This is a genomic window from Rhodococcus sp. NPDC003318, assembly GCF_042879035.1.
Classification (GTDB): domain Bacteria; phylum Actinomycetota; class Actinomycetes; order Mycobacteriales; family Mycobacteriaceae; genus Rhodococcus_G.
The window spans coordinates 1-12,775 of record NZ_JBIAOU010000014.1; the positions used below are offsets into that span (position 1 = coordinate 1).

At 69.7% G+C, this 12,775-nt stretch carries 11 protein-coding genes; 7 read left to right on the forward strand and 4 right to left on the reverse strand.

What is annotated here, in order from left to right:
* Positions 1–90 precede the first annotated feature (90 nt).
* Together ACFYVR_RS19800 and ACFYVR_RS19805 are read right to left on the reverse strand one after the other, a co-directional pair.
* The gene (locus tag ACFYVR_RS19800; RefSeq protein WP_387476272.1) at positions 91–1,308 is read right to left on the reverse strand and encodes an acetyl-CoA C-acetyltransferase; all 1,218 of its coding nucleotides are present in this window, start codon (positions 1,306–1,308) and stop codon (positions 91–93) included.
* 97 nt (positions 1,309–1,405) lie between these two features.
* A complete protein-coding gene (locus ACFYVR_RS19805) occupies positions 1,406–2,416 on the reverse strand; it encodes an SGNH/GDSL hydrolase family protein (RefSeq protein ID WP_387476274.1) in 1,011 nt (336 codons plus the stop codon).
* A gap of 122 nt (positions 2,417–2,538) precedes the next feature.
* On the opposite strand from ACFYVR_RS19805, the gene ACFYVR_RS19810 reads away from it, so the two are divergent.
* The 5 genes from ACFYVR_RS19810 to ACFYVR_RS19830 all read left to right on the forward strand — a co-directional run bounded on the left by ACFYVR_RS19810 (position 2,539) and on the right by ACFYVR_RS19830 (position 9,859).
* Positions 2,539–3,924, forward strand: a complete 1,386-nt coding sequence (locus tag ACFYVR_RS19810) for a cystathionine beta-synthase (RefSeq protein ID WP_387476276.1) — start codon at positions 2,539–2,541, stop codon at positions 3,922–3,924.
* 24 nt (positions 3,925–3,948) lie between these two features.
* Entirely contained in the window at positions 3,949–5,097 is a 1,149-nt protein-coding gene (locus ACFYVR_RS19815) for a cystathionine gamma-synthase (RefSeq protein WP_387476278.1), read from the forward strand.
* A 55-nt stretch (positions 5,098–5,152) separates the two neighbouring features.
* The gene (gene ilvA / locus ACFYVR_RS19820) at positions 5,153–6,373 is read left to right on the forward strand and encodes a threonine ammonia-lyase (protein WP_387476457.1); all 1,221 of its coding nucleotides are present in this window, start codon (positions 5,153–5,155) and stop codon (positions 6,371–6,373) included.
* A 185-nt stretch (positions 6,374–6,558) separates the two neighbouring features.
* Complete coding sequence (locus ACFYVR_RS19825) at positions 6,559–7,881, forward strand: NlpC/P60 family protein (protein WP_387476280.1); 1,323 nt, start codon at positions 6,559–6,561, stop codon at positions 7,879–7,881.
* A gap of 82 nt (positions 7,882–7,963) precedes the next feature.
* Entirely contained in the window at positions 7,964–9,859 is a 1,896-nt protein-coding gene (locus tag ACFYVR_RS19830; RefSeq protein ID WP_387476282.1) for an SEC-C metal-binding domain-containing protein, read from the forward strand.
* Positions 9,860–10,080: 221 nt separating this feature from the next.
* On the opposite strand, the gene greA is transcribed toward ACFYVR_RS19830, so the two are convergent.
* Complete coding sequence (gene greA, locus ACFYVR_RS19835; RefSeq protein ID WP_387476283.1) at positions 10,081–10,575, reverse strand: transcription elongation factor GreA; 495 nt, start codon at positions 10,573–10,575, stop codon at positions 10,081–10,083.
* Positions 10,576–10,890: 315 nt separating this feature from the next.
* Positions 10,891–11,316 carry a DUF4307 domain-containing protein gene (locus ACFYVR_RS19840; RefSeq protein ID WP_387476285.1) on the reverse strand — a complete coding sequence of 142 codons (426 nt, stop codon included), beginning with the start codon at positions 11,314–11,316 and terminating at the stop codon, positions 10,891–10,893.
* A 240-nt stretch (positions 11,317–11,556) separates the two neighbouring features.
* Here ACFYVR_RS19840 and mca point away from each other — a divergent pair, with 240 nt between their 5' ends.
* On the forward strand, positions 11,557–12,459 hold the full coding sequence (gene mca / locus ACFYVR_RS19845) for a mycothiol conjugate amidase Mca (RefSeq protein ID WP_387476287.1): 903 nt from the start codon (positions 11,557–11,559) through the stop codon (positions 12,457–12,459).
* Positions 12,456–12,773, forward strand: a complete 318-nt coding sequence (locus ACFYVR_RS19850; RefSeq protein ID WP_387476289.1) for a hypothetical protein — start codon at positions 12,456–12,458, stop codon at positions 12,771–12,773. Before mca ends, ACFYVR_RS19850 begins: the two co-directional genes overlap by 4 nt.
* Positions 12,774–12,775 lie beyond the last annotated feature (2 nt).

A 12,775-nucleotide genomic window follows, 5' to 3' on the forward strand; every position in this document is an offset into this window, starting at 1 on the left:
CAACCCCCGCCCGTACGTCTGGGTGAAGACCGCCGACCAGATTCTCGACTCCATCGCCAGCTACTGCACCCGAATTAAAGACTCAGGACACTAGCTCAGACGCTCCAGCACCATCGCCATGCCCTGGCCGCCGCCGACGCACATGGTCTCGACGCCGAAGGTCTTGTCCTGCTCACGCAAATTGTTGAGCAGCGTGTTGGTGATGCGGGCACCGGTCATGCCGAAGGGGTGGCCGATGGCGATCGCGCCGCCGGAGATGTTGATCCTGTCCTCGTCGAGGTCCAGGGCCCGGGCGGAGCCGAGCACCTGCACGGCGAAGGCCTCGTTGATCTCGAACAGGTCGATGTCCGAGGTGGACATCTTCGCGTAGCCGAGGGCCTTCTTGACGGCCTCGATCGGGCCGAGGCCCATGATCTCCGGGGACAGGCCGGTCGCGGCGGTGGACACGATCCGGGCGAGCGGCGTCAGGCCGAGGGCCTTGGCCTTGGTGTCGGACATGATCACCAGCGCGGCGGCGCCGTCGTTGAGCGGGCAGGCGTTGCCGGCGGTGACGGTGCCGTCGGGCCGGAACACCGGCTTGAGCTGGCTGACCGCCTCGTAGGTGGTGCCGGGGCGCGGGCCGTCGTCGGTGGAGACGACGGAGCCGTCGGCGAGGGTGACCGGGGTGATCTCCTTCTCGAAGAAGCCGCGCTTGATGGCGTCCTCGGCGCGGTTCTGCGAGCGCACCCCCCAGCGGTCCTGGTCCTCCCGGGAGATGCCGGTCAGGGACGCGACGTTCTCGGCGGTCTGGCCCATCGCGATGTAGATGTCGGGGAGCTTGCCGTCCTCGCGCGGGTCGGACCACGCGACGCCGCCCTGGGCGAGGGTGGTGGTGCGGGCCTCGGCGTCGGCGTACAGCTCGTTGTGGGTGTTCGGCCAGCCGTCGGCGTTGCCGGACGGGAAGCTCGAGACGGACTCGACGCCGGCGGAGATGTAGACGTCGCCCTCACCGGCACGGATCGCGTGCATCGCCATGCGGGTGGTCTGCAGCGACGACGAACAGTAGCGGTTGACGGTCACGCCCGGCATGAAGTCGTAGCCGAGGGTGGTCGCGACGACCTTGGCGATGTTGAAGCCGGCCTTGCCGCCGGGCTGGCCGCAGCCGAGCATCAGGTCGTCGACCTCGGCGGGATCGAGCTCGGGCACCTTCGCCAGCGCGGCGGCGACCATCTGCGCGGCGAGGTCGTCCGGTCGGACGTCCTTGAGCGATCCCTTGCCGGCACGGCCGATCGGCGACCGCACGGCGGAGACGATTACTGCCTCGGGCATGAGAACTCCTTCGTTGTGTGCTGTCGTGTCGAACGCGACAGCGATGGCGTCGGGCTGACGTTACGTCGTGGTGCGGCCGTTCCTACCATGCAGTAGCTCACCCACCGGGACGTTCTGTGAGATTCGCCTGCGGGGTACCGGACCGGATCCGTGCGACGGGTTCGGCGGCGCTGGCCTGGTGGCGGCGGAAGCGATTGGCGGCGAATCGGATCCGGTGGCCGAGGTCGTTGGCGTCGGCGGCCTCGGACACGGTGGGCAGGGACGGGAGCGGGCCGCCGTCCCACTCACCGAGAGCGGTCGCGAGGACCGGCAACAACTGCCGGGCCGCCAGTTCGTACCCGGCGGCGGACGGGTGGAACCGGTCGGCGGAGAACATCGTGTCGGGCGCGGCGAGGAACTCGCGGGCCATCAGGTCCGCGAGCGGCACGGGATGTCCGCCCGCCTCCAGCACCGCCGCCCGCTGCAGGCGTGCCAGTACCCGACCCCACCGCCGGACGACGGTGCGCAGCGGCTGCGGGATCGCGGTGACCACGCCGAGATCGGGACAGGTGCCGACGACCACCACGGCGCCACTCGCCCGCAACCGTGCGACGGCGTCGCCGAGTCGTCGGGCGGATGCGGGGATGCTGTTCTTCGCGGTGACGTCGTTGGCGCCGATCAGGATCACTGCGGCGTCGGGAGGCGGGCCCGCGACGAACATCGCGTCCACCTGACTCTCGAGTCCCTTCGAGGTGGCGCCGCCGATCGCCTTGGTGCTCAACCGGATTCGCTTGCCGGTCTCCTCGGCGAGGCCCCGGGCCAGGCGGACGCCGATCACCTCGTCCGGCACCGCGCAGCCCACGCCCGCGGCGGTCGAGTCCCCGAAGACCATCAGGTGCTGGTCGTACGGGACCCCGGGGTGCCAGCGGGTCGGTGCGCCGCAGCCCGCCGTGTAGACGCCGTCGGCCTCGGGTGGTTTGGCGACGTTGCGGCCGATCACGCCGCGGGCCGCGCCGGCCTGCCCCATCAGGTAGGTGTAGACCGCCCACGACGCCGTCCCCGCCGAGGAGCCGGCGACCGCGGCCGCCGCTCCCGCCTTCGCGGCCGTCTTCCATCCGCTGGTGGGCACCGCACGCACCTTCCGGTCGTGATGGCAGCTGACACCACCCGAATCTAGTGCCAACCCGCGTCCGTTGCCGAGGTCCGTGGACCAGATGTTGCCGACACCGCGCACTCTGGGACGATGGAGGCATGCGCATCGCGGATCATGTCGTCGACCTCATCGGAAACACCCCCCTGGTCAAGCTGAACTCGGTCGTCCCGTCCGGCTCCGGCCTGGTCGCGGCGAAGATCGAGTACCTCAACCCGGGTGGCAGCTCCAAGGACCGGATCGCCGTCAAGATGGTCGACGCGGCCGAGGCGTCGGGAGCGTTGAAGCCCGGCGGCACGATCGTCGAGCCGACCTCCGGCAACACCGGAATCGGCCTGGCCCTCGTCGCGCAGCAGCGCGGCTACAAGTGTGTCTTCGTCTGCCCCGACAAGGTCAGCGAGGACAAGCGCAACGTGCTCAAGGCCTACGGTGCCGAGGTCGTGGTGTGCCCGACCGCGGTCGCGCCCGAGCACCCCGACAGCTACTACAACGTCTCCGACCGTCTCGTGCAGGAGATCCCCGGCGCCTGGAAGCCGGACCAGTACTCCAACCCCGGCGGTCCGGACAGCCACTACGAGACCACCGGCCCCGAGATCTGGCGCGACACCGAGGGCAAGATCACGCACTTCGTCGCCGGCGTCGGCACGGGCGGAACCATCACCGGCACCGGGCGCTACCTCAAGGAGGTCTCCGGCGGGAAGGTGAAGGTGATCGGCGCGGACCCGGAGGGCTCGGTCTACTCCGGCGGCACCGGCCGTCCCTACCTGGTCGAGGGCGTCGGCGAGGACTTCTGGCCCAGTGCCTACGACCCGTCGATCCCCGACGAGATCATCGCCGTCTCCGACGCCGACTCGTTCGACATGACCCGTCGCCTGGCCCGTGAGGAGGGTCTGCTCGTCGGCGGCTCCTGCGGCATGGCCGTCGTCGCGGCGATCAAGGTCGCCGAGCGCGACCCGGACGCCGTGGTCGTGGTGCTGCTTCCGGACGGTGGCCGCGGCTACCTGTCGAAGATCTTCAACGACAAGTGGATGGCGTCGTACGGCTTCCTGCGCACCGCGCTCGACGGCAGCAAGGCCGCCGAGCCGACCGTCGGGGACGTGCTGCGCGGCAAGTCCGGCGAACTGCCCGACCTCGTCCACACGCACCCGACCGAGACGCTGCGCGACGCGATCGAGATCCTCCGCGAGTACGGCGTCTCGCAGATGCCGGTGGTCGGCGCGGAACCCCCCGTCATGGCGGGCGAGGTCGCGGGCAGCGTCACCGAGCGCGAGTTGCTCTCCGCGGTCTTCGAAGGTCGCGCGCAGCTGGCGGACCCGGTCTCGAAGCACATGAGTCCGGCGTTCCCGCTGATCGGTTCCGGCGAGCCGGTGAGCGCCGCGACGAAGGCGCTCGGCGACACCGATGCGCTGATGGTCGTCGACGACGGCAAGCCGGTCGGCGTCATCACCCGCCAGGATCTGCTCGGGTTCCTCAGCGCGGGCGCGTAGTCCTCTGCTCGCTAGGCTGTCGCCATGAGCGAGCACCAGCAGGGATTCTCCACCAAGGCCATCCACGCCGGCTACGAGCCGGATCCGCAGACCGGCGCGGTCAACGTGCCGATCTATGCCAGTTCCACGTTCGCCCAGGACGGGGTCGGCGGGATGCGCGACGGATTCGAGTACGCGCGCACCGGCAACCCGACGCGGCGGCCGTTCGAGGCGAACCTCGCCGCGATCGAGGGCGGCACGTTCGGGCGTGCGTTCTCGTCGGGCATGGCCGCCACCGACTGTGTGCTGCGGTCGGTGCTGCGGCCCGGTGATCACCTGGTGATCCCGAACGACGCCTACGGCGGCACGTTCCGGCTGATCGACAAGGTGTTCGCGCAGTGGGGGATCGAGCACACTCCGGCTCCGATCAACGACGTCGACGCCGTGCGTGCGGCGATCCGTCCGAACACCAAGCTGGTGTGGGTCGAGACGCCGACCAATCCGCTGCTCAACATCGGCGACATCGAGGCACTGTCGGCGGTCGCGCACGACGCCGGGGCGAAGATCGTGGTGGACAACACCTTCGCCTCGCCGTACCTGCAGCAGCCGCTGGCGCTCGGCGCCGACATCGCCCTGCACTCGACGACCAAGTACCTCGGCGGGCACTCCGACGTCGTCGGTGGTGCGCTGATCACGAACGACGAGGAACTCGACACCGCGTTCGCGTTCCTGCAGAACGGTGCGGGTGCGGTGCCCGGACCGTTCGACGCCTACCTGACGATGCGCGGCATCAAGACGTTGGCGCTGCGGATGGAGCGGCACAGCGACAACGCGGAGAAGGTCGTGGATTTGCTGTCCGGTCACTCCGCGGTCAAGCAGGTGATCTACCCGGGCCTGGCCTCGCATCCCGGTCACGCCGTCGCGTCGCGCCAGATGCGCCGGTTCGGCGGGATGGTGTCGGTGCGTCTCGAGGGAGGCAGGCAGGCGGCTCTCGACTTCTGCTCGCGCACGCAGCTCTTCACGCTCGCCGAGTCGCTCGGTGGCGTCGAGTCCCTGATCGAGCACCCGGGTGCGATGACGCACGCCTCGACCGCGGGTTCCGAGCTCGAGGTACCCGACGATCTGGTGCGGCTGTCGGTCGGCATCGAGGACGCCGCCGACCTGCTCGCCGACATCGAGCAGGCCCTGAAGTAGGCAGCGTCGCTGCTCGTGCGCGATCGGCGCGCACGAGCAGCGCGGCCGCCTTAGGCTGACGGGTGTGGAGCTCGTGACGCCCGCCCGGATCGCGGCGGCCGAGCGTGCCCTCGCTCCCGTGATCCGCCGGACGCCGATGCTGGAGTCGAGGGTGCTCTCCGAGCGGACCGGTCACGAGGTCCGGCTCAAGTGCGAGAACCTGCAGCACACCGGCTCGTTCAAACCGCGGGGCGCCTACAACCGGATGGTGCAGCTGACCCCGGAGGAGCTCCGTGCCGGTGTGGTCGCGGCCAGTGCGGGCAATCACGCGCAGGGAGTGGCCTGGGCGGCTCGGCAACTCGGGGTGGCCGCCACGGTGTTCATGCCGGTCGGCGCGTCGCTGCCGAAGCTCGTCGCGACCCGTGCCTACGGCGCCACCGTGCACCTGCGGGGCAACACCGTCGACGAGGCGTTGTCGGCGGCGGAGGAGTTCGCGGCCGAGACGGGATCGGTCCTGATCCACCCCTTCGACCACGTCGACGTCGTGGCCGGCCAGGCCACCGTCGGACTCGAGATCCTCGACCAGTTCCCCGACGTGGGGACCGTGCTGGTCCCGACCGGCGGCGGGGGCCTGATCGCGGGTGTCGCCGCCGCGATCCGTGCCGAGCGGCCCGGCGTGCGCGTGGTCGGAGTGCAGGCGGCGCAGGCAGCGGCCTGGCCTGCGTCCCTCGCCGCGGGCGAACCGGCGGCGGCGGAGTCGATGTCGACGATGGCCGACGGTATCGCGGTCGGGTTGCCGGGCCGGGTGCCTTTCGCGCACGTCGTCGAGCAGGTCGACGACATCCTCACCGTCAGCGAGGACGCGCTCTCGCATGCACTGCTGCTGTGCATGGAACGAGCCAAGGTGATCGTCGAGCCTGCCGGGGCTGCCGCGGTGGCCGCGCTCACCGACTCGACGCCGCATCTGGACGGGCCGGTGTGCGCGATTCTGTCCGGCGGCAACATCGATCCGCTCCTGCTCACCCACGTGATCACGCACGGCTTGCGGGCCTCCGGTCGGTACCTTGCGGTGCGGGTCCGGATCCCGGATCGGCCCGGCGGTCTCGCGGGGCTGCTCACGGTGGTCGGAGCAACCGGCGCCAGCGTCGTCGATGTCGTGCACGCGCGTACCGCAGACGACCTCGGTCTCGACGAGGTCGAGGTGCTGTTGACGGTGGAGACGCGGGGCCCTCGGCACCGCGACGAGGTGCTCGGCGCCGTCGACGACGCCGGTTTTCCGGTTCGGGTCCAGCGGTAGGAGTGGGCGCATGTAACACGGCCCCCGATTTTAGCGGTACCCCGAGTACCGCGAATTCTGAAGGCTGTCTGAGAGTTCGCTTGAAACAGACCCGTTATCCCGGGAAGCGTCATACGGTAATGCGAGTCACATACAGGGGGCGGTCGGGGCGCTGAGGCGGCTCGGCCGAAAGAGGGAGGACACGCATGGCGGTTGACCCAGCGGCGGTCATCGTTGCCGTTGCGACGGCACTTGGCGGTCTCGTACAGGGGGCAGACCTACCCGCCCCGGTCAAGGACCAGGCGACACAGGCGATCGAATCCTTCCAGGCCACGGCGCCGGCGACGAACCAGCAGGTCGACGACGTGATCGGGATGCTGCCCGAGCAGCTGCAGGAGCCGGCGAAGCAGGCGGTCGAGGGCGCGTCGAACGCCGCGACGGACGCGATCGACCCCTACCTCCCGCCGCCACCACCCGAACCACCCGCTCCCGTGCCCGCCCCGGCCCCGCCGCCGGTGGTCGAGGCCCCGCCGTTTCGCGACACCTATCAGGACGCCTATGGCGACGACGGCGCCGACATTCCGTTCGGCGGCGATGCCTCCCGCGCCGTGACATCGTTCGACGCGGCGTTCCCGGGCGGCAACATCGCACCGATCGGTTCGATCGCGGTGTTCGTGCCGTGGTTCAACAAGGCAGGCGCCCTCTGCGACGGCATCACGCCGCCGATCATCGCGGCCCTGTACAACGCCGAGAACGGCTTCCGGTACGGCCCCACCGCGCCGGTGTCACGCACCGGCGCGCGCGGCCCGGGGCAGTTCATGCCGGGCACCTGGGAGAAGTACGGCAAGGACGCCGACGGCGACGGGAAGGCCGACATCCTCGGTGTCGCGGACCCGGTCATGGCGTCCGGGCACCTGCTGTGCGACATGTACGGGCAGATCGAGGAGTGGAAGAGGCAGGGTGTCGTCCAGGGCGACACCCTCGATCTGACCCTCGCCGGGTACAACGCGGGTGTCGACGCGGTGCGTCGCGCGGGCGGGATGCCCAGCGGCGCCTACGACTACGAGCACCAGACCCAGCCCTACGTGAAGAAGATCCGTGATTCGGAGGCGGTGTTCGCGGCGATCCTCGCCCCGCTGTCCGGGTCCGACGGAAGCATCGGCAGCAAGGTGGTCGAGGCGGCGCTGCGCTACCTCGGGCTGCCGTACGTCTGGGGCGGCGGCAACATCAACGGTCCGTCCGGTGGCGGCTTCGACTGTTCCGGCCTGACGTCCTACGCCGTCTACTCCGGAACGTCCGACACCCTGGCCCTGCCGAGGACCTCGGAGACGCAGTGGGACATCGGTGTCGAGATCCCGATGTCCGAAGCCCGTCCCGGCGATCTGCTCTTCGGTAACTGGCAGGCCGGCGGCCCCGGGCACGTCGCGATCTACATCGGCAACGGGCAGATGGTGCACGCCCCCCAGACCGGCGACGTCGTGAAGATCGCGCCGGTGTTCGACGGCATGAAGGTTCGTCGGATCGTCTGATGGGGCTCCGCCGCCTGTGCGCGGCGTTGGTAGCCCCCGCTACCAACGCCGCGCACACGCACGAAGTGCCTAGGATCAGGGGGTGAGTGTGAACAACCCGGATACCCATGCCCCGACGGTCGAGGCGGCGGTCGCCGTGCTGCGCGAGAGTGGGCCGTTGACGTCGGAGGACTGGGCGGAGATGCTCGCGGACGCCGGACACGGGACGGTCACGGAGCTGACCGAACTCGTCGAACTGCTCGACGACCCCAGAGTGGGTCGGCTCGTCGACGGCCGCGACGTCGCGCTCGACGTACTGCTCGAGGGGCGGGTGTTCACCCACCGCCTCACCGCAGCCGAGATCGCATCGGGACTGCTCGACGCCGAGCCGGACCTGGCGCCGCTGGTGCTGTCGGCCATGGCCGACGACGACGCGCCGGTGCGCGTGCTGTACTCGGACTTCGACGCCGACGAGTTGGCAGCGCTGGGTCTCGCCGACGAGGACTTCCCCGAGGGCGCGGCCATGCAGTTCGGAACCGAAACGCTGCAACAGTTTTCGGAGGGCGACGTCGTCGCGGTCGCGGTGCGGGGCGGTGCGATCGAACTACAGTCGGTACCAGGCGATCTCGCGGACGCACCCGACCTGACGCAGGCGCTGGACCGCATTGTCGGTGCGGACAACGCCGACAATCTCGAGACCGTGTCCTGGCAGCTGCTCGCCGACGACGCGACGCTGTGCACGGCTCCGACGGTGCCGCTCGGCGAGCTCGTCGAGGCGGCCGGTTACGTTCGCGAGGGCGGCTACGTCGCGGCCCGCGGATTCGACTTCGACGCCCACCACCTCGGTACCCACGTCGCGATGGTCGCGCGGGAGCACGACCTGCACCCCGACGAGGTCGACGGGGTGCTCGCGTTCCTGGAACTGGTCGGGTTCGCCGGTGTCGACGAACCCGACCCTGCCGCCGTCCGGGAGGTCGTCGACCGCGACCCGAGTCGCTATGCGGGACTGGAGGATCCGGCGGCCGCCGCGGCCACCCTCGACATCGTCTACGGGCTCGACGGCGACCACGTCCCGGCGCTGTACGCGGCCTCGCTCGCCGTCGCGGACCGGGGCGCGCGCCGGTCGAAGGCGTCCGCGCACTGGCTGGCGGGGATGGCCGCAGACTCTCTCGGTGACGTGCGGCAGGCCGAACTGCATTTCGGTGACGCGGCCGCGATGGACGAGGAGTGGACGCCCGCGCTGTTCGAACTCGCGCAGATCGCCTCGGACCGCGGCGACGCCGAACGCGGCCTGTCGCTGCTGAGCCGCATCGAGGGCGGCGACAGCGAACGACTCCACGCGGTGCTGCAGCGGTTCGCGCCGGCCGAACACCCCGAGCTCGGGCGGAACGACAAGTGCTGGTGCGGTTCCGGCCGCAAGTACAAGGTCTGTCACCTCGGCAAGTCGGACACCACGCTCGACGACCGTGCGCACTGGCTGTACGAGAAGGCGCGGCTCTACGCGCAGTCGACGTCCCTGTTCGACCTGGTGCTCGGGCTGGCGGAGTTGCGCGCCACGTACTGGGACGACGAGGACGCGGTCGCCCGGGCCTTCGAGGACCCGCTGGTGCTCGACGTGGCGCTCTTCGAGGGCAGGCTGTTCGAGCTGTTCGTCGCCCGCCGTGGCGTGCTGTTGCCCGCCGACGAACTCGACCTCGCCGGGCGGTGGCTGCTGGCGCGGCGATCCGTGCACGAGGTGGTCGCGGTGGACGGCGCCGCGGTGCGGCTGAAGGACCTGCGCACCGGCGAGGAGGTCGACGTCACGGTCGAGGTGCCGCTCGAGGTCGGGGAGCTGATCTGCGCGCGCGTGGTCCCCACCGGCAGCCGGCTGCAGGTCCTCGGCGGTGTCGAGCCGGTGAGCGCCGAACTCCGCGCCGAGGTGCTCGAGTTGCTCGCCGACGACGACGCCGAACCGGAGGATCTCGTCGAACTGCTCAGTGAGAGGTTCGCCGACGCCTGATCCGAGGATCCACTCGGACTCCGGTGGAACCGATCGCGGCATCGCCGCGTCTGACTTGTTGTGGGCCGAAAGTGCGCTCGACCGGGGGAGGGTCGGGTGGGCGTCGGCTCCGCGTTCCGGTGGGGCAGTCCGGCAGGGGGTGGCTGCCTCACCGGGCGAGAAACGGCGAGACCCCGGTCCGAGTTGTTCGCGACCGGGGTCTCGTTCGTCGTCGTGACGACTCAGGAGTGGTACGGCTCCGCGCTGAGCAGGGTGACCTTCATGGTCTTGCCGTTGGGCAGGATGTACTCGCGGGTGTCGCCGACCGCGGCGTTGAGCAGCGCGCCGCCGAGCGGGGAGTTCGGGGAGTAGACCTCGAGCTGGTTGTTGCGCGAGCCCTCCTCGCGGGTGGCGATGAGGAAGGTCTCGGTGTCCGTTTCGTCACCGTCGTAGTAGACCTTGACGACCGAACCGGGCAGCGCGACGCCGGACTGGGTGGGGGCCTCGCCGACCTTCGCGCTGTTGAGCAGCTCCTGGAGCTGGCGGATCCGGGCCTCCTGCTGGCCCTGCTCCTCGCGGGCGGCGTGGTAGCCGCCGTTCTCCTTCAGGTCGCCCTCTTCGCGTCGCTCGTTGATCTCGGCCGCGATGACCGGACGGTTGGCAATGAGCTGGTCGAGTTCGCTCTTGAGCCGGTCGTGTGACTCCTGGGTCAGCCAGGTCACCTGGGTCTCGGTCATGCTCGATCACTCCTCGTAGTCGGAACCCCTGGGGGTCCCCTGGACGGACCACCGATCCGGTGGTCGGCGGCGGTGGAGCACGCGTTCGTCCGGATGAATCTCATCCCCCGGTCGGCTCACCGGGTGGTGAGCACGCGCCCCGCCGCCCTCTGCAGCTGGCCGCCGATGCATCCCGGTGCGTCGGACGCGCACATCAGGATGCAAATGCAGCAATACACGGTTCCAAACCGGAACCGTGTATCGCCGTAGTTTAGCACGAGCTGGGATTTTCCATCGAGAATCGAGGTCTGCGTGGCACGACAGCGGATGGTCCGGTCAGTCGACGTCCAGATACGCGGGGATGTCGGAACCGCAACCGTAGATGTCCGCGACCGCGGGCGGTTGTGACGCGACGATCTCGGTGTCCACCTGGACGGTGCCGTTCTCCGAGGGTTGGATCACGATCTCGCGACGACCGGTTTCGGAGCCGTCCCGGGAGCGGGACCGCACGATGCACAGTGCCGGCTGGGACGGGTCGTCGCGGGTGACGGTGAAGCTGAGAGTGATCGTCGAGTCGTCGACGATCGAGTACTGCTGCATCTCGGACTCGATGTCCTTGGTCCCGAGCCGGTTGTAGGCGTAGAAGGCGAGCGCGAGCCCGAGCAGGACGACACCGATGGTGAGCACGACGGCGGTGATCCGGGACCCTCGCACGCTGCCCTTCGGCGTCGGATAGCGGTCGGAGGGGATCGTCTCGGTCATCAACTCGGCTCTCGTGCAGAGGTCCGGGCGCTGCGCGTCGCCCGGCTGGGCGCCCTCCTGCGTCCGATCCGGACAGGGTCACGGTGACGCTGGAGGTGTCGGGTGGAACTATAGGGGAAGGACATCACGGCTCCGCCCGTGCGGTCGACGTGACGGGTCGGGTGGTGTCCGGAGGCCATTCGTACCCGACGGGCGGCCACCACACGTAGGTTCCAGGCGAAGCTGAGGTGAAGGAAGACTGTGAGCGGATTGCGTCTCATGGCCGTGCACGCCCATCCCGACGACGAGTCGAGCAAGGGTGCTGCGACGATGGCCCGCTACGCCTCCGAAGGCAACGACGTGCTGGTGGTGACCCTGACGGGCGGCGAGCGCGGCGACATCCTCAACCCCGCGATGGACGTGCCGGGGATCCGGGACCGGATCAGCGACGTCCGCAAGGAGGAGATGGCGAACGCCGCCCGCATCCTGGGTGTCGACCAGATGTGGCTGGGGTTCGTCGACTCGGGCCTGCCGGAGGGCGACCCGAAGCCCCCGCTGCCCGACGGGTGCTTCGCGCTGGTTCCGCTCGAGGAGTCGACGGAGGCGCTGGTCCGCGTGGTCCGGAAGTTCCGCCCGCACGTGATGACGACGTACGACGAGAACGGCGGGTACCCGCATCCCGACCACATCCGCTGTCACGAGGTGTCGATGGCCGCGTTCGAGGCGGCGGGCGACCCCGAACGGTTTCCCGACGCGGGTCCGCCGTGGGAGGTCAAGAAGCTGTACTACTCCCACGGTTTCATCCGCAAGCGCCTGCTGCAGTTCCAGGACGAGTACAACCGCCGCGGTGAGGAGTTCCCGATGGCGGAATGGCTGAAGAAGTGGAAGACCGAGCAGGGCGACATCATGGGTCGCGTCACCACCCAGATCACCTGCGGTGACTACTTCCCGCAGCGCGACGACGCCCTGCGGGCCCACGCGACCCAGATCGACCCGAACGGCTCGTTCTTCGTGGTGCCGCTCGAGATCCAGCAGAAGATCTGGCCGACCGAGGAGTTCGAGTTGGCCAAGACCCGAGTCACGACCGCGATTCCGGAGACCGACCTGTTCGCCGGGCTCGACCACGTCGGTGTGACCCCGGGACGGCAAGAGGAGACGAAGTGATTCTGGCAAGTGCGGCAGTCGGTTGGCTGGCGCAGACCCCCGGCACCCCGACCGGTCCCGAGTTCGGCAAGGCGTCCCCGGTCGGCCTTCTCATCATCGTTGCGCTGCTGGTCGGCACCGTGCTGCTGATCCGGTCGATGAACAAGCAGCTGCGGAAACTGCCCGACACCTTCGAGCCGGAGCACCCGGAGGCGGATCAGGCGGCCGACGAGGGCACCGACCGCGGCGGCGCCGGGACCCCCCGCCCGGGCACGCGGACCGACCCGGCGCAGTCCGGGAAGACGGCCGAGCCGCCGACGCAGGCCTCGAGCTAGGG